Annotated in this window: 23 protein-coding genes; 9 read left to right on the forward strand and 14 right to left on the reverse strand. The window is 70.0% G+C overall.

Features of this window, described 5'->3' with window-relative positions; genetic code table 11:
• Nucleotides 1-152: 152 nt before the first annotated feature.
• The 4 genes from ACFHWE_RS20635 to ACFHWE_RS20650 are packed head-to-tail and all read right to left on the reverse strand — an operon-like array spanning nucleotide 153 to nucleotide 4,760.
• The gene (locus tag ACFHWE_RS20635) at nucleotides 153-1,163 is read right to left on the reverse strand and encodes a DUF5914 domain-containing protein (RefSeq protein ID WP_416603386.1); all 1,011 of its coding nucleotides are present in this window, start codon (nucleotides 1,161-1,163) and stop codon (nucleotides 153-155) included.
• Nucleotides 1,160-2,179, reverse strand: coding sequence for a phytoene/squalene synthase family protein (locus ACFHWE_RS20640; protein WP_416603388.1), 1,020 nt, complete (start codon nucleotides 2,177-2,179; stop codon nucleotides 1,160-1,162). The genes ACFHWE_RS20635 and ACFHWE_RS20640 overlap by 4 nt, the downstream gene beginning before the upstream one ends.
• Complete coding sequence (gene crtI / locus ACFHWE_RS20645; RefSeq protein ID WP_416603420.1) at nucleotides 2,176-3,636, reverse strand: phytoene desaturase family protein; 1,461 nt, start codon at nucleotides 3,634-3,636, stop codon at nucleotides 2,176-2,178. The genes ACFHWE_RS20640 and crtI overlap by 4 nt, the downstream gene beginning before the upstream one ends.
• 14 nt (nucleotides 3,637-3,650) lie before the next feature.
• On the reverse strand, nucleotides 3,651-4,760 hold the full coding sequence (locus tag ACFHWE_RS20650) for a polyprenyl synthetase family protein (protein WP_416603421.1): 1,110 nt from the start codon (nucleotides 4,758-4,760) through the stop codon (nucleotides 3,651-3,653).
• A gap of 223 nt (nucleotides 4,761-4,983) precedes the next feature.
• Between ACFHWE_RS20650 and ACFHWE_RS20655 the strand changes: the two genes are divergently transcribed.
• The 6 genes from ACFHWE_RS20655 to ACFHWE_RS20680 all read left to right on the forward strand — a co-directional run bounded on the left by ACFHWE_RS20655 (nucleotide 4,984) and on the right by ACFHWE_RS20680 (nucleotide 10,679).
• Nucleotides 4,984-5,499, forward strand: a complete 516-nt coding sequence (locus tag ACFHWE_RS20655) for a MarR family winged helix-turn-helix transcriptional regulator (protein ID WP_416603389.1) — start codon at nucleotides 4,984-4,986, stop codon at nucleotides 5,497-5,499.
• 68 nt (nucleotides 5,500-5,567) lie between these two features.
• On the forward strand, nucleotides 5,568-6,359 hold the full coding sequence (locus ACFHWE_RS20660; RefSeq protein WP_416603390.1) for an aminotransferase class IV family protein: 792 nt from the start codon (nucleotides 5,568-5,570) through the stop codon (nucleotides 6,357-6,359).
• A gap of 200 nt (nucleotides 6,360-6,559) precedes the next feature.
• On the forward strand, nucleotides 6,560-8,164 hold the full coding sequence (locus ACFHWE_RS20665; RefSeq protein WP_416603422.1) for a BCCT family transporter: 1,605 nt from the start codon (nucleotides 6,560-6,562) through the stop codon (nucleotides 8,162-8,164).
• 37 nt (nucleotides 8,165-8,201) lie between these two features.
• A complete protein-coding gene (locus ACFHWE_RS20670) occupies nucleotides 8,202-8,675 on the forward strand; it encodes an Hsp20/alpha crystallin family protein (RefSeq protein WP_416603392.1) in 474 nt (157 codons plus the stop codon).
• Between the two features lie 154 nt (nucleotides 8,676-8,829).
• A complete protein-coding gene (locus ACFHWE_RS20675; protein ID WP_416603393.1) occupies nucleotides 8,830-9,450 on the forward strand; it encodes a copper chaperone PCu(A)C in 621 nt (206 codons plus the stop codon).
• A complete protein-coding gene (locus ACFHWE_RS20680; RefSeq protein ID WP_416603396.1) occupies nucleotides 9,450-10,679 on the forward strand; it encodes a Dyp-type peroxidase in 1,230 nt (409 codons plus the stop codon). Before ACFHWE_RS20675 ends, ACFHWE_RS20680 begins: the two co-directional genes overlap by 1 nt.
• A 303-nt stretch (nucleotides 10,680-10,982) precedes the next feature.
• On the opposite strand, the gene ACFHWE_RS20685 is transcribed toward ACFHWE_RS20680, so the two are convergent.
• Together ACFHWE_RS20685 and ACFHWE_RS20690 are read right to left on the reverse strand one after the other, a co-directional pair.
• A complete protein-coding gene (locus tag ACFHWE_RS20685) occupies nucleotides 10,983-11,471 on the reverse strand; it encodes an SUKH-3 domain-containing protein (protein WP_416603397.1) in 489 nt (162 codons plus the stop codon).
• A 9-nt stretch (nucleotides 11,472-11,480) separates the two neighbouring features.
• Nucleotides 11,481-12,182 carry a polymorphic toxin-type HINT domain-containing protein gene (locus ACFHWE_RS20690; RefSeq protein WP_416603399.1) on the reverse strand — a complete coding sequence of 234 codons (702 nt, stop codon included), beginning with the start codon at nucleotides 12,180-12,182 and terminating at the stop codon, nucleotides 11,481-11,483.
• Between ACFHWE_RS20690 and ACFHWE_RS20695 the strand changes: the two genes are divergently transcribed.
• On the forward strand, nucleotides 12,102-12,392 hold the full coding sequence (locus ACFHWE_RS20695; protein ID WP_416603424.1) for a hypothetical protein: 291 nt from the start codon (nucleotides 12,102-12,104) through the stop codon (nucleotides 12,390-12,392). The genes ACFHWE_RS20690 and ACFHWE_RS20695 overlap by 81 nt on opposite strands.
• A 247-nt stretch (nucleotides 12,393-12,639) precedes the next feature.
• Here the strand turns inward: ACFHWE_RS20695 and ACFHWE_RS20700 are convergent, their stop codons facing one another.
• The 4 genes from ACFHWE_RS20700 to ACFHWE_RS20715 are packed head-to-tail and all read right to left on the reverse strand — an operon-like array spanning nucleotide 12,640 to nucleotide 17,204.
• Entirely contained in the window at nucleotides 12,640-13,020 is a 381-nt protein-coding gene (locus ACFHWE_RS20700; RefSeq protein ID WP_416603400.1) for a CPCC family cysteine-rich protein, read from the reverse strand.
• Between the two features lie 8 nt (nucleotides 13,021-13,028).
• Entirely contained in the window at nucleotides 13,029-14,729 is a 1,701-nt protein-coding gene (locus tag ACFHWE_RS20705) for an RHS repeat-associated core domain-containing protein (RefSeq protein ID WP_416603402.1), read from the reverse strand.
• A complete protein-coding gene (locus ACFHWE_RS20710; RefSeq protein ID WP_416603403.1) occupies nucleotides 14,624-16,750 on the reverse strand; it encodes a hypothetical protein in 2,127 nt (708 codons plus the stop codon). Before ACFHWE_RS20710 ends, ACFHWE_RS20705 begins: the two co-directional genes overlap by 106 nt.
• Before the next feature lie 4 nt (nucleotides 16,751-16,754).
• Nucleotides 16,755-17,204, reverse strand: coding sequence for an ATP-binding protein (locus ACFHWE_RS20715; protein ID WP_416603404.1), 450 nt, complete (start codon nucleotides 17,202-17,204; stop codon nucleotides 16,755-16,757).
• A 195-nt stretch (nucleotides 17,205-17,399) separates the two neighbouring features.
• On the opposite strand from ACFHWE_RS20715, the gene ACFHWE_RS20720 reads away from it, so the two are divergent.
• Together ACFHWE_RS20720 and ACFHWE_RS20725 are read left to right on the forward strand one after the other, a co-directional pair.
• Nucleotides 17,400-18,218, forward strand: a complete 819-nt coding sequence (locus tag ACFHWE_RS20720) for a helix-turn-helix domain-containing protein (protein ID WP_416603406.1) — start codon at nucleotides 17,400-17,402, stop codon at nucleotides 18,216-18,218.
• A complete protein-coding gene (locus ACFHWE_RS20725) occupies nucleotides 18,215-18,391 on the forward strand; it encodes a DUF397 domain-containing protein (protein ID WP_416603408.1) in 177 nt (58 codons plus the stop codon). The genes ACFHWE_RS20720 and ACFHWE_RS20725 overlap by 4 nt, the downstream gene beginning before the upstream one ends.
• Before the next feature lie 55 nt (nucleotides 18,392-18,446).
• Here ACFHWE_RS20725 and ACFHWE_RS20730 read toward each other — a convergent pair whose 3' ends face one another.
• From ACFHWE_RS20730 to ACFHWE_RS20745, 4 genes are all read right to left on the reverse strand, one after another.
• Nucleotides 18,447-19,781: a M16 family metallopeptidase gene (locus tag ACFHWE_RS20730; RefSeq protein WP_416603410.1), complete on the reverse strand. Its 1,335-nt coding sequence runs from the start codon at nucleotides 19,779-19,781 to the stop codon at nucleotides 18,447-18,449.
• A gap of 128 nt (nucleotides 19,782-19,909) precedes the next feature.
• Complete coding sequence (locus ACFHWE_RS20735; protein ID WP_416603411.1) at nucleotides 19,910-22,210, reverse strand: polyribonucleotide nucleotidyltransferase; 2,301 nt, start codon at nucleotides 22,208-22,210, stop codon at nucleotides 19,910-19,912.
• A 289-nt stretch (nucleotides 22,211-22,499) separates the two neighbouring features.
• Nucleotides 22,500-22,769 carry a 30S ribosomal protein S15 gene (rpsO, locus tag ACFHWE_RS20740; protein ID WP_028648340.1) on the reverse strand — a complete coding sequence of 90 codons (270 nt, stop codon included), beginning with the start codon at nucleotides 22,767-22,769 and terminating at the stop codon, nucleotides 22,500-22,502.
• Between the two features lie 242 nt (nucleotides 22,770-23,011).
• The gene (locus tag ACFHWE_RS20745; protein ID WP_416603412.1) at nucleotides 23,012-23,959 is read right to left on the reverse strand and encodes a bifunctional riboflavin kinase/FAD synthetase; all 948 of its coding nucleotides are present in this window, start codon (nucleotides 23,957-23,959) and stop codon (nucleotides 23,012-23,014) included.
• Nucleotides 23,960-23,971 lie beyond the last annotated feature (12 nt).

Consider the following 23,971-nt stretch of genomic DNA (forward strand, 5'->3'; position numbering starts at 1 on the left):
ACAGCCGCACCCGCGACGGGGGCACCCGCTTCGGACGCCCACCCGTACGGTTCACGGGGGCACGCCCGCCCCTACCGTCGGCCGCGACCGGGCACACGGGCGCGCCCCGGATCCATCGCCGTACGGGGCGGCGCGGGGCGCCCGCCCCGGGCTCACCCGGGCCAGCGCCCGGAACTGCGCAGCAGGTAGCGCCGCTCGGCGTAGGCGAGGTCGTCCCGCCACAGGCGCCGGGCGGCGGCGCGCATGGCGGGGCGCACCAGTGCCCCCGCCGCGCGGCGGGCCAGGGCGAACCCGGGGCGCTCGGAGGTGGCGACGGTGGCCTCGATGACCGCCGTGCGCGGCACCCCGCGCCCGTCCGTGCCCAGGGGCGTGGCGTGGGTCTCCACCACGCTGCCCAGCCCCTCGCCCTCGATGATGCGCATGACGACGGTGCGCGGCCCGGGACAGTGGAACTCGGCGCGCACCGGCACGCCCCACCGGCCCGTCACCCGGAAACCCACCTCCACCACCATCCGGTCCGGGTCGGGGTCGCCGCCCTCGGGCAGCTCGATCACCCTCAGCCCCACGAACGAGTAGGGGTGGAACCACGAGCCGTGCCAGGGGTCGAGCCGGTTGGCCACCACGTCCTCGGGTTCGCACCGCCCGGCCAGGCTCTCCACCGCGGCCAGGCTCCGCGCCCCCTCGGGCCGGTGGGGCACCACGGGTTCGGGGGTGGGCTCCTCGCCGCCCTCCCGGTCCAGACGCACCCACACCAGGACGCCGTCGTCGTGGACCGGGTAGGGGCTCCACCCGGGGAAGCCCTCCTCGCCCAGGGACAGGCCGTGCCACCGGCAGACCAGCCGCCCGGAGTCCACCGTGCCCCGGCACAGGGGCGCCCCCAGGTGGGGGCAGGCCCCCGGACCCGCATGGGCGGTCCCGTCCGGCGTGCGCCAGGCCACCAGTTCGGTGCCGGCCACCACGCGCCCGAAGGGCCGGTCCGAGCGCACCTCGGTGCTGGCGGCCAGCACGAACCAGTTGCCGGAGGGGCGGGCGAGCGCGCGTTTGAGGGCCGCGCCGATCACCGCGGGCCGGGCCTCCCTCCAGGTCGGATCCTGGGCCTTCCAGGTGGTGGCGGGCATGCGGCGCAGGGGCAGGCGCCGGGGTCGGGGCTCGGGCATCGTCATGTGACTCCTCCAGAGGGGCGGGAACCGGAGCGCCCGTCCCCACCGCTGCGGGGGCGCGGCACCCGGCCGCCGCGGGAGCGGGCGACCAGCGCCCGGGCCAGGGCGGGGACGGCCGCGGCCGCCTTGCGCAGGTCCGACACGCGGTGCCGGGCGCTCCACACGTCGTAGTCGGCGGCGCGGATCTCGTCCAGGATGGCGCGGTAGAGCCGGAAGGCCGTGGCGACACACGGGCGCGCCACGGGGGAGAGCATGGCGATCCCCGGCTCCGCCCACCGGTAGACGTCCTGGTTGGCCTCCACCAGTTCGGCCAGGGCGTCCCGTACCCGCGGGTGCGGGGCCCGGATCCGCGCGCAGTGCTCCAGCAGGGAGCGGTCCACACCGTGCGCCGCCAGCACGTCCCCGGGCAGGTAGACACGGCCGCGCCGCAGGTCCTCGGCGGTGTCGCGCAGGAAGTTGGTGAGCTGGAAGGCCTCGCCCAGCGCGGCGGCGTGCGGGGCGGCCTCCTCGCGGGGGGCGACCGTGCCCAGGACGGGCAGCACCTGGAGGCCGATCACGGCCGCCGAACCGTACATGTACTCGCGCAGGTGGTCGAGGTCGCGGTAGGCGGTGACCGTCAGGTCCATGCGCATGGAGTCCATGAACGCCGTGAAGTGAGCGCGGGGCAGCCCGTAGCGCTCCGCCGTGTGCGCGAGGGCCGCCAGCACCTCGGCGTTCGCGGGGTCGCGGGCGGAGACGCCCGCCAGCACCCGTTCCAGGTCGGCACCGATCCCGTCCAGGAGTGCCGCCCGGTCCCGCGTCGTGCTCTCCGGCGGCGGCTCGTCGACGATGTCGTCCACCCACCGGGCGAACCCGTACAGCGCGTGCACACCGGGGCGGCGGTCGGGAGGCAGCACCCGGGTGGCCGTGAAGTAGGTGCGGCCGTGGCGGGCGTGCAGGTCCCGGCACCGGAGGTAGGACTCGCGCAGCCGCGCCCCGGTGATCCCGGCGGCGTCCAGTTCGGCCCTCGCCGTGCTCATCGGCGCCCTCCCGCCTGGCGGACCACCTCGGCGGCGGCGAGCTTGCCCGAGATCAGCACGGTGGGCAGGCCCACCCCGGGTGAGGTCCCGCACCCGGCCAGGACCGCGTTGGCGGTGCCAGGGACGGTGTTGCGGGGGCGGAAGGGGCCGGTCTGGGCGAAGGTGTGCGCCAGCGAGAAGGGGGTGCCGTGGGCGAGCCCCTGCCGCACCCAGTCGGCCGGGGTGACCAGCCGCTCGGTGCGGATCGAGTCCCCCAGTCCGGTGAGCCCGCGCTCCTCCAGGACCCCGACCAGGTGGTCGCGGTAGCGCGGCCCCTCACGGTCCCAGTCGATGTCGCCGGCGGCCAGGTTGGGGGCGGGGGCGAGCACGTACAGCAGGTGGCGGTCCTCGGGGGCCAGGGACGGGTCGGTCCGGGTGGGCTGGGTGACCAGCAGCGAGGGGTCGCTCATGGTGGTCCCGTCCCGGATGATCTCGGTGAAGGTGCGCTGCCAGGCGCCGCCGAAGGAGATCGTGTGGTGGCCCCACCCCCGCCAGGTGCGGTCGGTGCCCAGGTGCAGCACGACCGCCGAGGGCGAGTGGCGCAGGGGCACCGGGCGCCGGGGCGTGTGGCCGAGCATCCGGTGGGCGGCCGCCAGGTCGGGGGTGAGCACCACCTGGTCGCAGGGCAGGCGCTCCCCCCGCTCGGTGAGCACGGCGGTGACCCGGTCGCCGGAGCGTTCGAGCCGCGTGACGGGGTCGCCGTAGCGCAGGGCGCCCCCGGCCTTGGCGACCGCCCCCGCCAGCGCCTCGCCCAGGGCGCGCATCCCGCCCCGGGGGAAGTACACCCCGGCCACGGTGTCCATGTAGGCGATGACGGCGTAGGCGGCCAGGGCGCTCTCGGGGGCCACACCCGCGTACAGCGACTGGAAGGAGAAGATCCTGCGCAGCCGCTCGTCGCGCACGCGGCGGCCCACGGCCGGGGCGAGCCTGCCGAACCCGCCCAGCGCCAGCAGCCGCAGCAGGTCGGGGCGGAGCAGGTCCAGCGGCGAGTCCACCCGGGCGTCGATGAACGAGCGCATCTCCACCTCGTAGAGGCGGGTGAGCCAGTCGCGCAGCCTCAGGTAGCCGTCGGCCTCGCGCTCCCCGGCGACGCGGGCGACCTCGGCGGCCATCTCCTCGCGGCCGGTGCGCACGTCGATGGTGGAACCGTCCGCGAAGCGCGCCCGGTAGGCCGGGTCCAGCGGCACCAGGTCGAGCCGGTCGGCGACCCTCTCGCCCACCGCCCCCAAGGCCTCGCCGATCAGGTCGGGCATGGTCAGCACGGTGGGTCCGGTGTCGATCCGGAAGCCGTCGAGGTCGAGCCGTCCGGCACGACCGCCCGGGTGCTCCTCGCGCTCGACGACGGTGACCTCCCGGCCTGCGCCCAGCAGGTGCAGGGCGCAGGCCAGCCCGGACAGTCCGGCCCCCACCACGACCACCGGTTCTCGCCGCTTCACGAGGGCTCCTCAGAGGTCAGGGCGGCCAGGCCGCGCAGTCCTTCCAGCGCGGGTCCGGGTGCGTCGGCCCCCTCCAGCCAGGCCAGGCCGCGCGCGGAGAGGTCCCGGCACCTGCGCCGCACCAGGTCGCGGGCGCCGACGCGGTCCAGGGCGTCGGCCACCTCGGCGGGGTCGGGGTCCGCACCGGGCAGGCCCACCCGGTCCAGCAGGGCCGACGCGGCGGCGTCCCCCCGTTCGCGGGCCAGGCGCACGCCGGTGGCCAGGAGCAGGGTGCACTTGCCCTCGCGGACGTCCTCCCCCACCGGTTTGCCGGTGCGGGCGGTGTCTCCGTAGACCCCGAGGAGGTCGTCGCGCAACTGGTAGGCGACGCCGACGTCCCTGCCGTAGCCGCGCAGCGCGTCCACGGTGGCGGTGTCGGCACCGGCCATCGCCGCACCGAGGTGCAAGGGGCGCTCGACGCTGTAGGACGCCGTCTTGAGCAGGTCCACCCGCAGGGCGGCCTCCTCCGAGCGCTCGCGGCGCGCCTGGGCACGGACGTCGAGGAACTGCCCGGCCATGATCTCTGTGCGCAGGCGGCACCACACGGCACGGGCGCGTTCGGGTTCGGGCACCCCGGGCAGGGCCTCGGAGAGCATGTCGTCGGCCCAGACCAGGGCCAGGTCGCCCACCAGCACGGCCAGTGCCTCGCCGTAGCGGCGGGGCTCGCCCGCGAGACCTTCGGCCCGGTGCTCGGCGATGTGGCCGGCGTGCACCGAGGGGCGGCCCCTGCGGGTCAAAGAGCCGTCCATCACGTCGTCGTGGACGAGGGCACAGGTCTGGATGAGCTCCAGAGCGGCGCAGGCGTGGAGGGCGGCGTCCGCGGGGTCCCCGGCGGTCGCACCGCCTCCGGTGAGCCACCCCCACCAGGCCAGCCGGGAGCGCATCCGCTTGCCGCCGTCCAGGGTGAAGCCGACGGTGGTCCCGGCCAGACCGAGGGGGAACCCGGCGTCGATCTCCTCGGCCTCGTGGAGCCTGCGTGCCAGGTAGCGGCGCAGGGCCTCGTCCAGGGCCGCTCCGACGTCCCCGGGTGCGCGCTCCTCACGGGGGGAGCGCGTGTCAGCGTTCAGGATGGGGTTGACGGTGTCCTCCCGTGTGCACCTTGTGTCGTTTCGGACAAAATAGTTCAGATTTCATAAATCTCGGTAACCGAACTACTTCCCTATCATGGCCGGACCAACCGCGTCCGACGGGGACCGCCGCGCCCGGATCGCCCGGACACCGCGAGCCGGAGACGTCCTACACTTCCAAGAACAGCCGGAAAGCCCCGGTCCCGTGAACGAGAGAGGAACCATGGACACCGCGCCTGCCTCATCCTCTCCCCGCCACGGGCACGGGGGGCCGGAGGACGGGCGGCGAGCCGCGCTCTACACCGCGCTCCAGGAGGGCGGTCAGCGGCTCGCGGTGGAACTGGTGCGCCTGCTGCACCGGATGGCCGACTCCAGCGGGATGAACCCGACCGACTTCCAGTGCCTCACCCTGCTCCAGGTCTCGGGCACACTCACCCCCGGCGAGATCGCCGAGAGCCTGTGCATGTCCACCGGCTCGGTGACCGGCGTCCTGGACCGGCTCGAACGGCGCGGACTGGTGGAGCGCACCAGGCACCCCGAGGACCGGCGCAAGGTCGCCGTACGCCTCACCCCGGGCTCGGGCCGCCCCGACACCGCTTCGGGCACCGGCATGCGCGAGGCCATGGTGGGGCTGCACGCCGACTACACCGACGACGACCTGGCCGTCATCGCCGACTGGCTGGAGCGCGTGGGCACGGTGCTGGACGGTGTCGCCCGGGCTCCGCGCCCGCAGGCCTGAGGGAGCCCGGCCACACCTGCGCGGAACCGGGACCGCCCAAGGTCCCCAAGTGCCATCATGGTGACGCGATGGAACTGAACGGACGCCCGGTCGGCGCGGGGGAACTCGCCGGCCTCGCCCTCTACGGCTACGGGCACTTCACCACCATGCTCGTCACGGACCTGCGCGTACGCGGCCTGGACCTGCACACCGCGCGCCTGGCCGAGGACTGCCGCGCCCTGTTCGGCACCGACCTGGACCTGGTCCGGGTCCGGGAACTGGTCCGGCGCGCCGCCCGCTCCGGCCCCTCCCCCCGCGTCGTGCGCGTGAGCGTCTTCGACCCGGACCTGGACCTGGCCCGTCCGGCGGCCCGCGCCCTGCCCCAGATCCTGGTCACCACCCGGCCCGCCCCCGACCCGGAAGCGCCGCCGCGCCCGCTGCGCCTGGGCACCCGGCTCTTCACGCGCGACACCCCGCAGGTCAAGAGCACCTCCCTGTTCTCCACGATCCGCCAGCGCCGCGCCGCCCAGCTCGACGGCCACGACGACGCCCTGTTCACCGGCCCCGACGGCCGGATCTGCGAGGGCCCCACCTGGAACATCGGCTTCCTGGACGGCCGCGGCATCGTGTGGCCCCAGGGCCCCAGCCTGAACGGCGTGACCGCGCGCCTGGTCGATCGCGCCGCCCGCGACCTGGGCGTCCCCGTCGCCACCCGCCCGGTCACCACCGCGGCGGGCCTGCGCCTGGCGGGCGCGTTCACCACCAACGCCGCGACCGGGGTGCGGCCGGTGACCACGATCGACGGCGTCCGCCTGCCGTGCCCGCCCCTCATCGCCAGGCTCTCCGAGGCCTACCGGGCGCTGCCCGGCCAGCCCCTCTGACCCTTCTTGTCATGTTTTGTCGGTGAAACTCTGCTTATTCGCATTCCGGGACATCTCCGCGCGATCGGCCTAGCATCCGACACAGGGTGGCTTTGACCTGCGCAAATCCATCCGTGTCACCGCACGAACACTGACCGCCGTCCCGGCCGACAGGGCATGACGACGTCCCCGGGGCTTGGGAAGGAGCCACTATCTCAACCCTGCGTCAGTACCTCCGGGAACACACCAACCCACCCGTCTTCCTCGTCTCCAGCGCCGTCATCCTCGCCTTCGTCGTCATCGGCGTGGCCGCCACGGACGCGCTGCTGGCCGCCGCGGAGGGCACCCGCGACTGGATCGGCGAGAAACTCGGCTGGCTCTACGTCCTGTCGACCACGTTCTTCCTCGGCCTGGCCGTCTTCCTCATGCTCAGCCGGTTCGGGAAGATCCGCCTCGGCCCCGACGACTCGCGCCCCGAGTTCGGCACCGTCGCCTGGTTCGCCATGCTCTTCACCACCGGCATGGGGATCGGCCTGGTGTTCTGGGGCGTGTCCGAACCCGTGCACCACCTGACCTGGCCGCGCAACTCCGACTACCTGGTCGACGAGGGGGATCCACCCCCGGTGGAGGCGGCCGGAGAGGCGCTGTCGCTGAGCCTCTTCCACTGGGGCTTCCACCCGTGGGCGATCTACATCGCGCTCGGGCTCTCCCTGGGCTACTTCGCGTTCCGCAAGGGGCTGCCGCTGCGCCCCGCCTCGGCGCTGTACCCGCTGCTGGGCGACCGCGCCTTCGGATGGCCCGGCCACATCGTCGACGTCCTCGCCGTGTTCGGCACCATCTTCGGTCTGGCCACGTCCCTGGGCCTGGGCACGCTCCAGATCAACGGCGGCCTCAACCACGTGTTCGGGATCGCGGTCAACCCGTTCGTGCAGTCGGTCATCATCATCGTCGTCACCTGCGTCGCACTGCTCAGCGTGCTCGCCGGGATCGACAAGGGCATCCGCCGCCTGTCGGTGATCAACCTGTGGCTGGCGTTCGCGCTGATGATCATCGTGTTCGTGTTCGGCCCCAAGCTGTGGATCATCGCCAGCACGGTCAGCGCCGCCGGCCAGTACCTCGCCGGCGTGATCCCGCTGAGCCTGTCCTGGCCGAGCCCGCTCGCCGACCCGCAGGCGGCCGAATGGACCTCCGCCTGGACCATCTTCTACTGGGGCTGGTGGATCTCCTGGGCCCCCTTCGTCGGCATCTTCCTCGCCCGCATCTCCTACGGCCGCACCATCCGCGAGTTCGTCGTCGGCGCGCTGTTCGCCCCGGTGGGGGTCTCGATCCTGTGGTTCGGCGTGTTCGGCGGCTCCGGCCTGTACTACGAACTCTTCGAGGGCGCGGGGCTGTCGGCCCTGGCCGAGGAGGAGCGCGCGTTCCGCCTGGTCGACCTGATGCTGGACTTCGCGCCGGTGCTCGGCGACACCATCGCACTGCTGCTGATCGTCGTGGTCACGGTCTTCTTCATCACCTCCTCCGACTCCGGATCACTGGTGGTGGACACCCTGACCAACGGCGGCGACCCGCACCCCAAGCGGGCCCAACGGGCGTTCTGGGCACTCTCCGAGGGGGCTGTCACGCTCATCCTCCTCGTCCTGGGCGGGGAGTCCGCCCTGTCGGCGCTCCAGGCGGCCTCCGTCGTCACCGGCCTGCCCTTCGCCCTGATCCTGCTGTTCATGGTGTGGGGGCTGATGAAGGCCCTGGCCGAGGAACCACCCCCCGGCCGCGTCAGAGACCTCGGCCCGGAGGAGCGCAGCCGGGCCAAGCGCCCACCGACGGCGTGAGACCAGACAGACCCACCGAGAACCGCAGGAGACCGGCATGAGCCCCAAGAAGTTCAGCAACCCCTTCCACGGGGTGGCCGACCTGATCACCGAGATGACCCGCATCTCCGACACCATGTCCTCACCCGAGGCCGGCCACGCGGGGGAGGCCGAGCGCGGCTACGCCGACGCCTGGACCCCGCCCACCGACATCCTCGCCCAGGGCAACGACCTCATCATCCGCTGCGACATCTCCGGGGTGCGCGAAGGGGACTTCTCCGTGAGCCTGAGCGAGCACGTCCTCACCATCATCGGGGAGCGGCGGCGGGACGATGACGACGTCGTGTACTACTCCTCTGAACGGTTCATCGGCGCCTTCCGCAGGGAGATCAGCCTCCCCGAGGGCGTCAGGGACAGCGACATCGAGGCCAACTACGACGAGGGGCTGCTGGAGGTGAAGGTGCACGGTGGCGCCCACACGACCCCGCCGAGCACGATCAAGGTCGGCAGGCGCAGGCCCCGCCGCACCTGAGGGAGCCCGCCCCGGCGGCCCGCGACCGGTTGTTCCGGCGCGGGCCTTTTCCGTGCGCGGAGATCTTTACGCGATCGCCGGGAACCGGACGCCGCCCCCGCCCGACTCCCGAGGTGAACGGCCGCACCCGCGGCCCGACACACGAGGGTGATCCATGCGCCAGTACACGATCCGATCCGTCGCCGCCGCCTCGCTGCTCGCGCTCGCCGCCACCGCCTGCGCGAACCCCGGTGAGGAGGCCGCACCGGAGGACACCGCGAGCCCGGAGACCGCTGCGGAGGCCACCGCCGCCGACGGCTTCGAGATCACCGACCCGTGGATCAAGGCGGCCACGCAGGACGACGGCATGACCGCCGTCTTCGGCGAGGTGGGCAACACCTCCGGGGAGGAGGTGAACATCGTCGCCGCCCAGGTGGAGGCCGCCGGGATGGTCGAACTGCACGAGGGGTACATGGAGGGCTCCGAGATGACCATGAGCGAGATCGAGGGCGGCTTCGTCATCCCGGCCGGGGACGTCTACACCCTGGAGCCCGGCGGCAACCACATCATGCTCATGGAGCTGGGCCGCGACCTGGAGGCCGGCGAGGAGATCACCGTGACCGTCGAGTTCGCCGACGGCTCCACCGCCGAGTTCGACGCCCCCGTCCGCCCCTACAGCGGCGCCAACGAGGAGTACGACGGCGGTGAGGACCACAGCGAGCACGGTGACCACGACATGGAGGGCATGGAGGAGTCCGAGGGTATGGACGGCATGGAGGAGCACGGAGACCACTGATGGGCGCTGACCAGAGCAACGGCCCGAGCCGCCGCGGCCTGCTCCTGGGCGGCGCCGCGGGGCTCGGCGCCGCCGGGATCGGGGCGGCGGGGGCCACCGCCGCCCACCAACTGTGGGCGGACCCGCAGCAGACGGCCGAAGCCGCCGGGGCCGGTCTCCACGGCCCGGACACGGTCCCCTTCCACGGACGCAGGCAGGCCGGGGTGGAGACCCCGCCCCAGGCCCACGGCACCTTCCTGGCGCTGAACCTGAAGGAAAGCGCCGACGCCGAGCGGGCACGGCGCCTCATGGTGATGCTCAGTGACGACGCGGCCCGCCTCACCCAGGGCAGGCCCACCCTCACCGACACCGAACCCGAACTCGCCGAGGTCCCCGCGCGCCTGACCGTCACGTTCGGGTTCGGCCGGGGGCTCGTGGAGCGCGTGGACCCGAACGCGGTCCCGGAGTGGCTGGGGCCGCTCCCCGAGTTCGACCACGACCGGCTCCGCCCGGAGTGGGGCGAGGCCGACCTGGTGGTGCAGGTGTGCGCGGACGACCCGGTCACCGTCTCGCACGCGGTGCGCGCGCTGATGAAGAGCGCCCGCCCCTTCGCCGGGGTGCGCTGGTCGCAGAGCGGGTTCCGCCGCTCCCACGGCGCCCAGCCCGACGGCACGACCATGCGCAACCTCATGGGCCAGGTGGACGGCACCGTCAACCCCGAGCCGGGCAGCGAGGACTTCGAGCGCCTGGTGTGGGGCGGCGGCGGTCCCGCGTGGCTGGAGGGCGGGACTGGTCTGGTGCTGCGCCGGATCGCCACCGACCTCGACACCTGGGACGAGGTGGACCGGCCCGCCCGCGAGGCGGCGGTGGGCCGCCGCCTGGACAACGGGGCGCCGCTGGGCGGGGAGAACGAACATGACGAGGTGGACCTGGAGGCCACCGACGGCGACGGCCTCACCGTCATCCCGGCGTTCTCGCACATCCGCCGCGCCCGCACCGGCAACCCCGACGAACGGATCTTCCGGCGCGGCTACAACTACGACCTGCGCGACACCGCCGACCCCGAGGCGGGGCTGCTGTTCGCCTCCTACCAGGCCGACCCGGTCCGCCAGTTCGTCCCCATCCAGAGGAAGCTGGACGAGCTGGACCTGCTCAACGAGTGGGTCACCACCGTCGGCTCGGCCGTGTTCGCCCTCCCCCCGGGCTGCGAGGAGGGCGACTACGTCGGCCGCCCCCTGTGGGAGGCGTGAGCGGGCCGGAGAGAAAGGTGACGGGGCCGTGCGGGCATGGAGGGTGTGTCCGCGCGGCCCTGGTTCGTTCCTCATGCAGGTCGCCCCTGGCTGGAAATCACGTGGCGCCAGTCGAAGCGAGCACCCAGGGGTTCCTCACCCCTGGCAGCTTTGCCGAACAGTCTGACCGAGACCAAGAACTGGATCCCAAAAAAGGGTACAGATCCGCACCTGCACTTGTTCACAACTGCGATTTATCCCGCCCGCAGGAAAGCCAGACCCGGGACAAGAAATCAACATAGGATGGAAGCTCTTCATTGAAGATCAAGGCCAAGGAGAAAGGCCTTCATCCGAATGGATGCATACCAGATCCCGATCAGCCATGACAGCTTGCTGAATACCCTCCTCCGGAGTATCACCCAGAAGCCAGATATACCCAAGACCACCGGCCATCATACGGCCAGATGCCGTCAGAAAAACAGAACTATAGCTCAACCACTCCCCCACGGGAAAACAGGATTCTCCTACTAGGCCAGACATCTCTTCGAAGAAAGAAAACCCCATAGAATCCGCAGCAAGTGGATCAACATTAAAAGGCTCATAGTTTCCAAAATGGGCATCGCTATTTTCAACAGGCCCGAAAGAAAGCCCCCCAAAAGACCTGATTAAGTCTAGAGCCACCCGATTTTCGGGATATCCCCTAGAACGCAGCTCACAGTACCAAGGATCTGCATCCCCGAAAATTCTTCCTGGATACCATCCAGCATCTTCCATAGCTTTCATCACATCAGAACTCAGTCTGGCAAAGTCCATGAAGAAACCTCAATACGAGATGTTCAACTCACCAAGCAGAGTCCGACACCTTCCACACGACTGCCCGACATTTCCATGCTCCGCCGCCCTGGACGACTGCCCATTTCGCGTCTGAAGGGTCCGCATACTCCCACCACTGATCGCCGACTCCCCCTCGCTCCTCTGGGCCTGAATCAGACAATGAACTTCCGCACACCCATTGTGATGACCCGTTCTGTTAGAAGTTTCCTCCAAAGCACCTGAAGCAGATTCTCCATGCCTATTCCTACCATAATAGACTTGACCAGAAGGTGAGGTGTATTCGGAGGCAAACTTATTACCAGGAAGATTTCTGACTTCGTCGGCATAGCCTCGAAGAGGGTCACTGCAGTTATGGGTGAGGGTGTCTGTCTCACCGACAGTCACGTGGAACGTGTGGACGCCCTGGACGGTCAGGTTATGGACCGTCGCGGGCTGTGTCCAGACCCCGACCGCGGACACCTGCACCCACGTACCAGCCGAGGTCTGCAACCACATCCCCGGAGCCAGGTCGATCGCATCGACCCACTCCTCCAACTCCGGGACCCAGAACGGGTGCTCGTCGGTGGCGATCACCGTGTCCCCGACCGCGACCGGCCCGGGAACCCCCGCATGCTCCCCACCCGCCTCGGACTCCTCACCCTCGGGAGCCTCACCCTCGGGAGCCTCGCGCTCGGTGGTCGGATCCACCATGACCTGCACCAGGGTCTTGGTGCCCGATCCGATGAGGACGATCTCGCCGAAGCGGAGCCAGAGAGCATGCGGTTTCGCCTCTACCACCTGCCCGCGCGTCTGGCCCGCCACGCCCGACGGCGGTTCCTGCGCCTGGAGAGCACCTGGCCCTGGGCACAGGCGTTCACCACCTGCTGGCAGCGGCTGACCGCTCTGCCGGCCCCGGCCTGACCATCAGCCCCTCGCCCCGACGAGCAGAAGGAAGGAGGAGGGGCGCAGTCACCGGGTTCGTGGAGCCCGGCGCACACCGCGGCGACACGCGAGGGCCCGTCCCTGCCCGGACCAGGGACACCACGGGCGAGGTACCGGATCAGAACAGGGGATCAGCCCGCTGACGAATCAGGGTCAAATCGAGAGCAGCACAAAACCCAGGAAATCGAAATCCCCGAACCCCGGCGGTGGAAATCGCCGCAGTCCACTAAAATCCCCCAGGCAAGCGCCAGAAAGAATCCCTCCACCAATAAAGAAGCGTCCTGTCGTCCGGCCACGGGCCCCGGTGCAATGAATCATAGTCTTCAAAGTCATCGATTTCTAAATCGATCATGCGCCATCCTGGATCACGGACCTCGTATTTAAAATTATTTTTTACCGCTTCGACGGTCTCACCCGAATGCGGATTGGCCTCTTTAAATACCCTCTGAGCCTCATAGAGTGAGGCCTTGTTCGCCCCTCCCTGCATCCTTGGCCATCGAAGCTGCACCGGGTCGTCTTCCCAATCACATACAGGGCATATCATGTAGGTTCCCGGAGGTTCCTCGTGCACCCTGAATCCACAACACGGGCAAGGGAATAGGATCAACAGTCCCTCTATTTCTTAGTTCCAGGCTGCCGGTTGAAGTAATCCATTGGATCGTCCGGCTCAAAGTAGGCAACTATCCCCCTTTCACTCTTCACACCGAATTCACCACTCTCCGGATCGAGATGATAGTTCGTATTTCCATCCGCCTTTACTTGCACCCCAGGACGCAGACCGTCACAATCACACATGAGATCTTCAGCAGCATATCGATATTCCACTTGACTTTCGATCCCCATGTCCTTGGCATGCCTATCGTAATGATCATCGAGGTTCGAACGACTAGTCCAATCACAATTATGGCTGAGGAGGTCCAGGTCGCCCGCAGTCACGTGGAACGTGTGGACACCCTGGACGGTCAGGTTATGGACCGTCGCGGGCTGTGTCCAGACCCCGACCGCGGACACCTGCACCCACGTACCAGCCGAGGTCTGCAACCACATCCCCGGAGCCAGGTCGATCGCATCGACCCACTCCTCCAACTCCGGGACCCAGAACGGGTGCTCGTCGGTGGCGATCACCGTGTCCCCGACCGCGACCGGCCCGGGAACCCCCGCATGCTCCCCACCCGCCTCGGACTCCTCACCCTCGGGAGCCTCACCCTCGGGAGCCTCGCGCTCGGTGGTCGGATCCACCATGACCTGCACCAAGGTCTTGGCACCCGACCCGATGATCGTGGCCAGCACCGTCCGCGCGGTCTGCTCACCGCTCTCCGGATCGGTGGCCAACACCTCATCGCCGACCTCGACCTCTTCGATCGGCTTGGTCGACCCGTCGGCCATCAGCACCCGTGTACCGGGAACGAAACTGTTGCAATCAGGTTCTGGAAGATTATCGAGCTTGCGTTCGGACCTCACCAGGCCCTTGACACCGCTGATCAACTCGCCACCCAGATCAGCGACCCTGCGGCCCAGCTCCGCGGCCTTGCCCCACCGCAGCCCGTACTTGACCGCGATCTTGCCGGCCAGACCACCCACGAACATCGACGCGACGTTCAGCGCGGTCTCACCGCACGCCCCCAGATCACCCGTGGTGAAACACTCCAGCCCGGCGGTGATCCCCAACTCGTCCGCGACCAACTGGGCCAAGCCCGTCGCGGCGGCGATCAGCTTCTGCTTGGCCTCTTCTTTCTCCGCCTGGGCGTTCAGGTACTCTTGCGAGGGGCCGTGCTGCGCCTGGTAAGTCGTTCCACCACCGGAACTGCCGCCCTGAGGATTCCAATTCCTTCCTCGTTCGCGCGATTCACCGGGCTCAGCATCGTATTTGATGTATTCGTTGCGGCTGTAGTCGTACATCCCCTTTCCACCACTGGGGACATTGACATTGACTATGTAACCGCCAGGACCGCAGATATCGATACACAGAATCGACAACCCGTCAGGATCGGTGAAGGTGACCGGGTTGTTGTTGGCGTAAACGTAACCGTGCATCTGCTGGTGGTCGGTCACGTCCATGATCGGATCGACCGAGATGAACCGGCCCAGCTCCGAGTCGTAGGCGCGCGCACCCAACTGGGTCAGTCCGGTGGAGGCGTCGATCGTGCCGTCCACGAACCCGCGTTCAGAGGGCCATTGCCCCGAGCTGTTGCGGTCGGTGCCGAACACCGTCATGTACCGGTGGGCGACCTCGCCGGTACGGGCGTCCACCGCGGCCTGTCCGGTCCCGTGGTGGTCGGCGTAGAGCCAGGACAGGGTGCCGTCGTTCTCGCGCACCGCCACGGTCCCCCCGCGAAGGAGTAGAACCGGGTGGCCTCCTCCACCAGGGTCTGCCGGTCCAGCCTCAGCTCCATACCGGGCAGGTACAGGGTGGAGGCGTCCTGCGCGTGGCGGATCAGTCGCTGGCCGTCGGCGTCGTAGACGTACGAGGTCTGGGAGCCGTCCTCCTCGGTGACCTGGGTCAGGTTGCCCTCGGCGTCCCACTCCAGTTCCTGGTCGCGGGAGGGGGTGGTGCGGCCGGTCATGTTCCCGGCCTCGTCGTAGGTGTAGGTCTCCAGCCGGTCGCCGCCAGGGCCGGTCTCCTCCACCTGGGTCAGCGCCTGGGGGCGCAGCCCGGTGGCGTCACCGTGGGTGTAGGTGCGGGTGGTGCCGCCGCCGGGGCCGTGCTGGACCCCGGTGGTGCGGTTGCCCAGGGTGTCGTAGGTGTAGGAGTGCCAGTATGGGGCAGCCCCGCCCAGGTCGCTGACCGCCGGTTCATCGTCACAGGCCTGCTCGCCGGTGGCGTTGGGTGTCCACACGTCCGTCAGGCGGCGCATGTGGTCGTAGGTGAAGCACTGCACGTCCGACTGCAGTCCGGCGACGGTGGGCTCGTTGCGCAAGTCGAGGACGTTGCCCGCGTCGTCGTAGGTGCAGTACTGGTGCACCAGCGAACCGGTGACCCCCCGTTCGGGGATCAGCGTGGCCTCGGACATGCGTCCGGTGGCCTGGTCGTAGCGGGTCAGGTAGGTGGCGTCGGTGGTGGACTCACCGATGTCCATCGTGCGCTGGAGCAGTTCACCGGTGTTGCTGTAGACGGCCGAGGCGACGTAGTCGGTGAACCCGGACATCTGGGTGGGCATACCGAGGTCGTTGTAGGTGTAGGCCACCGATTCGCGGCCCAGGTTCCCGGCCGCGGGCAGGGTCTGGGACTGCACCGACCCGTCCGGGTTGTAGGCGGTGGTGAACCGGTAGCGGCCCGAGAGCCCGGGTTCGCTGGAGGGGATGAGGATCTCGGTGGTGGCCGGCCGGTAGAACTCGTCGTAGCGCACCACCCGGGTGGTGTAGGAGCTGCCGTCCACGTAGCGGGTGGAGGAGGTCAGGTGCCCCTCGGCCAGGGTGTCGTAGACCCATCTGGCGCGCAGGTCGCCGTCGGTGGAGTCGTCGTAGAGCCCGGTCTGGCGGCCGATGGTGTCGTAGGAGTAGGCGAGGGTCTCACCTCGGGCGTCGGTGCTGGTCACCAACTGGTCGAGCTGGTTGTAGGCCATCGTGGTGGTGCCGGCAGCGGGGTCGTCGGTCTGGACCAGGCGACCGCGCAGGTCGTAGGTGTAGGTCCAGGTGTTGCCCTCGGGGTCGGTGACCGTGGCCAGCTCGTTGTTCTTGGCGTAGGTGTAGGCGATGGCGTCGTAGTTGCCCGTGGGGGTAGGGCCGTGGTGGGTGCGCACCTCGGTGAGGCGCCCCTGTGCGTCAGTTAGGGAGGTGGTGGCCACGCCGCCCTCGGGCGGGGTAACCATCGTGCGGTCGGCGTGGTGCTCGGTACTGGTGCGCCAGCGCTCCTGCCCGAAGGCCACGTGCACGATGTCGGTGGTGCGTCCGACGCCGTCGTAGACGGTCTCGGTCTGGCGGGGGATGTCGGCGTCGTTGGCGGCGACGAAGAGGGTGTCGGCGGGTTCCTGGTCGTTGTAGTACGCCTGGCGCTCGGTGACCACCTGGCCGCGGGTGTCGTGGAAGGTGTCGGTGATCAGCCGCCCGCCTTCCTCGGCCGGGCTGGGGACCTGAGTCTGGCGCGGGCGCAGGAACGCGTCGTAGATCTCGTAGCTGGTGGTGTACTCGGTGGCCGTCTGCAGGCTGTGGGTGACGATCGAGCAGCCGAGGAGAACAGGCCGGTCACGGGTGCTGTCCTGGGCGGAGGCATGAAGTCGATCAAGGTATTTCTCCTTCCATAAAAGGAATCTTGTGGTTTGTGGGGACGGCGGCAGGGGCGTCCGCCGTCCCCGTGGTCCCGCACCGCGCCGGGGGCGGGGGCGCGGCGCGGGGGTCACATGGTCACCGGGAGAAGACCGCGCGGACGGTGGTCTCGCCGCCGGGTGCCTGCGTCCAGTCCCAGTAGGCGCACACGGCCTCGACCAGGCGCAGCCCGTTGCCGTCCGGCCGGAAGGGGTCCAGGGCGGGGATCGCCGGGGGTGTGGCGTCCGCGCCCGGCAGGGGGCCGTCGTCGGTGACCCGCAGTTCCAGGTGGCCGGTGCGGTCGATCTCGACGCGGACGGTGCCGCCGGGCAGGCCGGAGGCGCTGTGTCGCATCGCGTTCGTCGTGAGTTCGGAGACCACCAGCGCGACCGGTTCGGCCAGGCCGGGGCGGCTGCGGGTGGCCTGGGCCGCCCAGCGCCGCGCGATGGCGACGTGGGCCAGGTCGGGGCCGAGCAGGAGGCCCGACGTGGCAGGGGTTCCACGCAGTCGGCGCGGCAGCGCGGAGGGTGGGGCGGTAGGGTTGCGCATGTCTCACCTCGGGTCGTTCGGGGTGGGTCCCAACCCCGGTGGCCGGTCGCGACGACCACCGGGGTTTCCGTGTCGTTCTGTAGTCCCTTCACCACGAACCCTGCCAACGCCGCTGTTCTCCGGTCTAGGGTTACCGCTGAACCCGGTGAAAGTTCTATCCCTAGCGGTAGTACTCGGTAGAAGGACGGTGGGTGTGTGAAGGACGACATCGGTGAAGGCTCGGCGCGGTCCCGGTTCGGGAAGCTACTCAAGAGAACCCGTGGTCAGGCCGGTCTCACGCAACAGGAGCTCGCCGCTGTGTCCATGGTCGCCCAGAGCACGATCAGCGATCTGGAGCTGGGCAAAAAAGGGACACGGCGGGAGCCCGTGGTACGTCTCGACAAGGCTCTTACCGCTGGCGGGGTACTTCTCGGGGCCTGGGACGCGGCGTTCTCCGGGGTGGGGATGACCGCCTACTTCCGTGAGGTCGCCGAGGCCGAACAAGCGGCCACGAACATCCGGGACTACTCGCTGGGTCTCGTCCCGGGGCTCCTGCAAGTCGAGGAGTACGTGCGGGCGATCAGCGAGATCGCGGAACCCGACGCCGCTCCGGAGGTGATCGACCAGATCGTGAAGGCCCGCCAGCAGCGGCAGCGCATCCTCGACCGCTCCCACCCGCCCAGGGTCACCGCCCTGCTGGATGAGGGGGTGCTGATCCGGCGGTTCCGCAACCCCCGGGTGATGCCCGCACAGCTCGACCACCTCATCGAGCTGTCCTACCGCTCACGGGTGGATATCCAGGTCATCCCGAGCGATGCGGAGGGGCACGCGGGTTTGGGCGGCTCCTTTACGCTGATGGAAGCCCCTGGTACCGGTGCGTTCGTCTACGTCGAGAGCCAGCAGACCGGTGTATCGCTGAAGCAGCCGGAGATCGTGGCACGCTATGACCGAACCTTCGCGGATCTGAGGAGCGCCGCCCTGCCGGTTTCGGCATCGCGGTCCACGATGGAAGAGATTCGAGGCAACATCCGATGATGACCGAGAGCTGGGAGAAATCCAGCTACAGCAACGGCAGCGGTGGACACTGTGTAGAGGCCCGGCTCGCGGCGGGCGGGACGGCCGCCGTCCGCGACACCCAGAACCGCGAACTCGGGCACCTCGACCTGCCCGCCGCCGAGTGGGTGGCGTTCCTGCGGTCAAGCCGCTAGAGCCGCCAGAGGGGGCGCCGAACCGTTCCCGGCCCGGCGCCCCGGCCCACATCCCCTAGAACGCGCGGTTCTCGTCGTAGGGGCCGATGACGGCGAGCGCGCGCGGACGGGCCAGCAGCTCGGCGGCGACCTCGGCCACGTCCGCCTCGGTGACAGCGTCGAAGAGCGCCAGGTCCTCGTCCACGGACATGTGGCGGGGGTGGTTGAGCTCGTGCCCCAGCAGCCGCCCCATGCGGGCGTTGGTGCTCTCGTTGGCCAGCACCCACGCGCCCTGGATCTGGCCCTTGGCGCGGGCCAGCTCCTCGGCGGTGATCCCGTTCGCGGCGGCCTTGGCCAGCTCGTCGCGGCACACGCCGATCACCTCGTCGGCCTTCTCCGGCAGGCAGCCCGCGTAGACCTGGAACAGGCCCGTGTCGGCGTAGCCGATGTGGTAGGCGTGCACGGAGTAGGCCAGGCCGCGCTTCTCCCGCACCTCCTGGAACAGGCGTGAGGACATGCCCCCGCCCAGCGCGGCGTTGAGCAGGCGCAGGGCGTGCCAGCGCTCATCGGTGCGCGGCAGCCCCTCCGAACCGAGGATGATGTGCGCCTGCTCGGTCTCGCGGGACACCACGACCGTGCCGTCGTAGACCGCCACCCGGCCGTCGGCGGTGCGGGGGCGGGCGGGGCGGGCGTCCCCGGCGGCGGCCAGCTTCTCGGCGAACATCTCCCGGACCAGCTCCACCACCCCGTCGTGGTCCAGGCTCCCGGCGGCGGTGACGACCAGCTCACCGGGGACGTAGGCGTCCCGGTACTGCTCCATGATCCGGTCCCGCGACAGGGCGCGGATGGTCTCGCCGGTGCCGAGGATCGGCCGCCCCAGCGGGCTGTCGGCGAAGAAGTGCGCGGCGAAGACGTCGTCCACCAGGTCGGCGGGCTCGTCCTCGTACATGGCGATCTCCTCCAGGATCACGCCGCGCTCGGTCTCCACCTCGCCCTCGTCCAGGACCGAGTTGGCCACCATGTCGCCGACCACGTCGACGGCCAGCGGCAGGTCCCGGTCCAGCACCTTGGCGTAGTAGCAGGTGTGCTCCTTGGTGGTGTAGGCGTTGTGGTCGGCGCCCACCCCGTCCAGGAGCGAGGAGATCTCCAGGGCCGACCGGGTCCGGGTCCCCTTGAACAGCAGGTGCTCCAGGAAGTGCGCCGAACCGGCGTGCCTGCCGTCCTCGTCGCGCGAACCCGTGGTGGCCGAGATCCCGAAGGCGGCCGAGCGCCCGCCGGGGACGTCCTCGGTGACCACCCGCAGGCCGCCGGGGAGCACGGTCCGCCGCACCAGCCCCGATCCCCCCTCGGGCTCCAGAAGGGTGAGGGTGGTGTCCGGCTCCTGCTCGGCTGCGATGGGGACAGAACTCATGGATCCTTCTTCTCGTCGGGTACGCCGGGGGCGCCTGTCGCGCACGACCCACCGGTCCAGCAGAGCATACGCGCCGGGGGCGGCCGCACCCCTGGTGCGACCGCCCCCCGAAGCTGACTTTTTCCTGATCAGGTGTTCTCGGAACGGCCCCCGGAGGAGCGGCGGCGGCGACGGCGCGGAGCCCCGCCCTCCTTGTCGCCCGAGGCGTCCTCGTCGGAGCCCTCGGCGGAGTCCTCCGCGGAGGCGGCGACGACGGCCGCCTCCTCGACGACCTCGACCGGGGCGAGCGAGAGCTTGCCGCGGTCGTCGATCTCGCGGATCTCGACCTGGATCTTCTCACCGATGCCGAGCACGTCGTCGACGTTCTCGATCCGCTTGCCGCCGTGCAGCTTGCGGATCTGCGAGATGTGCAGCAGGCCGTCCTTGCCGGGCAGCAGCGACACGAACGCGCCGAACGTGGTGGTCTTGACGACGGTGCCCAGGTAGCGGTCGCCGACCTCGGGCATCGTCGGGTTGGCGATCTGGTTGATCGTGTCCCGGGCCGCCTCGGCCGAGGGGCCGTCGGTGGCGCCGATGTAGATCGTGCCGTCGTCCTCGATGGTGATCTCGGCACCGGTGTCGTCCTGGATCGAGTTGATCATCTTGCCCTTGGGGCCGATGACCTCGCCGATCTTCTCCGTGGGCACCTTCACCGTGAGGATGCGCGGAGCGTTCGGGCTCATCTCGGCGGGGCTCTCGATGGCCTCCTGCATCACGTCCAGGATCGCCAGGCGGGCGCCGCGGGCCTGCTGGAGGGCGAGGGCCAACTGCTCGGCGGGGATGCCGTCGAGCTTGGTGTCCAACTGGAGCGCGGTGATGAGCTCGCGGGTGCCGGCGACCTTGAAGTCCATGTCGCCGAACGCGTCCTCGGCACCGAGGATGTCGGTGAGCGTGACGAACTCGTCGCCCTGGCTGATCAGGCCCATCGCGATGCCCGACACCATCTCCTTCAGCGGCACGCCGGCCGCCATCAGGGACATGGTGGAGGCGCAGACCGAACCCATCGAGGTGGAGCCGTTGGAGCCCAGCGCCTCGGACACCTGCCGGATGGCGTACGGGAACTCCTCGCGCGAGGGCAGGACCGGGAGCAGGGCCCGCTCGGCGAGCGCGCCGTGCCCGATCTCGCGCCGCTTGGGCGAGCCCACCCGGCCGGTCTCACCGGTGGAGTAGGGCGGGAAGTTGTAGTTGTGCATGTAGCGCTTGGTCTTCTCGGGGTTGAGAGTGTCGACCATCTGCTCCATGCGCAGCATGTTCAGCGTGGTGACGCCCAGGATCTGGGTCTCACCGCGCTCGAACAGGGCGGAGCCGTGCACCCGCGGCAGCACGCCGACCTCGGCGCTGAGCGAACGGATGTCCTTGGGTCCGCGGCCGTCGATGCGGACCTTCTCGCGCAGCACGCGCTCGCGCATGAGCTGCTTGGACAGCGACCGGAAGGCGGCGCCGACCTCCTTCTCACGGCCCTCGAAGGCCTCGCCGACCCGCTCCGCCGCGAGCGCCTTGACGCGGTCCAGCTCGCCCTCGCGCTCCTGCTTGTCGGCGATGGTCAGAGCCTTGGACAGCTCCTCGCGGACCGCGGACTCGACGGCCTGGTAGGCGTCCTCCTCGTAGTCGAGGAAGATCGGGAACTCGGCCGTCTCCTTGCTGGACTGCTCGGCGACGGCGGCCTGGGCCTTGCACAGGACCTTGATGAAGGGCTTGGCGGCCTCCAGACCCTCGGCGACGGTCTGCTCGTCGGGGCCGACGGCGCCCTCGGCGACCAGCTTCAGGGTGCGCGGGGTGGACTCGGCCTCGACCATCATGATCGCCACGTCGCCGTCCTCCAGGACGCGGCCGGCGACGACCATGTCGAAGGTGGCGTTCTCCAACTCGGAGTGGGTGGGGAAGCCCACCCACTGGCCCTCGACGAGGGCGACGCGCACGCCGCCGATGGGCCCGGAGAAGGGGATGCCGGAGATCTGCGTGGACATCGAGGCCGCGTTGATGGCGACGACGTCGTACAGGTGGTCGGGGTGCAGCGCCAGGATCGTCTCGACGATCTGGATCTCGTTGCGCAGGCCCTTCCTGAACGACGGGCGCAGCGGCCGGTCGATCAGGCGGCAGGTGAGGATGGCGTCCTCGGAGGGACGCCCCTCGCGCCGGAAGAAGGAGCCGGGGATGCGGCCCGCGGCGTACATGCGCTCCTCGACGTCCACCGTCAGGGGGAAGAAGTCGAGGTTGTCCTTGGGGCGCTTCGAGGCGGTGGTGGCCGACAGGACGACGGTCTCGTCGTCCAGGTAGACCGACGCCGAACCTGCGGCCTGCTGAGCGAGCCTGCCGGTCTCGAAGCGGATGGTACGGGTGCCGAAGCGACCGTTGTCGATCACGGCCTCGGCTGAGAACACGCCCTCCATGGGCGACCTCCTACTACACGTTGTGGGGCGCATCCGCGCGTGGGCGGTGCGCTGGTCCTCGCCCGCGTCGTGCCTCGGAAGTGATGACGGCCGGTCATCGATCGAAGTCCACGGCGCCCCTGAGAGGCGTGCCGGAGACCACTACCGAGGACCGGCCCCTGTGGCCGAGGAAGGATCACGGGACCTGTCTGTCTATGCTTCTGTGCGTGCACGGGACCGGGCCCCGTACGTGTCACACCCTACTCCCACCGAAGGGGCGGGGGTGGCCGAAACCACCCCCGCGGCCACATCAGCGGCGCAGGCCCAGACGCTCGATGAGCGAGCGGTACCGGGTGATGTCCTGCTTGGCGATGTACTTGAGCAGGCGGCGGCGGCGGCCGACCATCAGGAGCAGGCCGCGACGGCTGTGGTGGTCGTGCTTGTGGCCCTTGAGGTGCTCCGTCAGCTCGGTGATGCGGTGCGTGAGCAGCGCGACCTGGACCTCGGGAGAACCGGTGTCGCCCTCGCCGGTGCCGTACTCGGAGATGATCTTCGCCTTGGTGGCGGTGTCGATCGACACAGCGCTCCATTCTTCGTTAGCGGTACGCGGGACGCCCCGGCCGGGACCGGGGGCAGACGCGGTGACCGCGCGTACGAACAGTCACCGTCGCGTGTGTCGTGCGCGGGCCCGCCGCAGAGGGCGTGGGCGCACCGCGCTCCCCGCCGGCGGACCCTCCGGAGGGAGGGGCGGAGGCAGGGCACACGTGGACGTCTCCACCTTACCCCAAAGGGTGAGGCCACGGGCCGATCACCTACCGGGCGTCACCGTGCGAGCACCTCGCGGCAGCGGTCGACGTCGCGGTGCATGGCGGCGATCAGCTCGTCCAGGCTCGCGAACTTCTCCTGCCCCCGGATCCGCTCGGTGAAGTCCACCGCCATGTGCGCGCCGTACAGCTCCAGGTCGTCGCGGTCCAGGGCGTAGGCCTCGACCGTACGCTCCGTGCCGTCGAACTGGGGGTTGGTGCCCACCGAGATCGCCGCGGGCCACCGCGACTCGCCGCCCCCTTCCACGGGGCCGGTGTGGCTGAGCCAGCCCGCGTACACGCCGTCGCCCGGCACGGCGGTGTCCGGTGCGAGGTCCATGTTGGCGGTGGGGAAGCCGAGCAGCTCGCGGCCGCGCGCCGCACCGTGCACCACCTCGCCCTCCACCCGGTGCGGGCGCCCCAGCAGCAGCGCGGCCTCGGCGACCGCCCCCTCGGCGAGCAGGGCGCGCACGCGCGTGGAGGTGATCGTGCCGCTGTCGGCGACCAGGCGCACACCGTCGACGGTGAAGTCGTACTTGCCGCCGAGCTCCTCCAGAACCGGCACGTCGCCGGCGGCCCGGTGCCCGAATCGGAAGTCCTCGCCCACCACCACGGCGCGGGCGCGGAGCCGGTCGACGAGCACGCGCTGGACGAACTCCTCGGCGGTGAGCGCGGACAGTTCGGGGGTGAACGGCAGCACGCACACCTGGTCGGCCCCCTGCTCCTCCAGCAGGTCGACGCGCCGGCCCACCGGGGTGAGCACGCCCGGGCCCGCCCCGCGCAGGACCGCCTCCGGGTGGGGGTCGAAGGTCATCACGACCACCGGGACCCCGAGTTCGCGCCCCCGCCGCCGCGCGGTCCCGACGATCGCCTGGTGGCCGCGGTGCACGCCGTCGAAGACACCGACCGCCACCACCGAACGGCCCCATCCGGAGGGAACGTCCTCCAGCCCTTCCCAACGCCCCACCAGTGGACTCCC

Origin of the sequence: Nocardiopsis sp. LOL_012 (assembly GCF_048060475.1) — a bacterium.
In the GTDB taxonomy this organism is placed as follows: Bacteria; Actinomycetota; Actinomycetes; order Streptosporangiales; family Streptosporangiaceae; genus Nocardiopsis.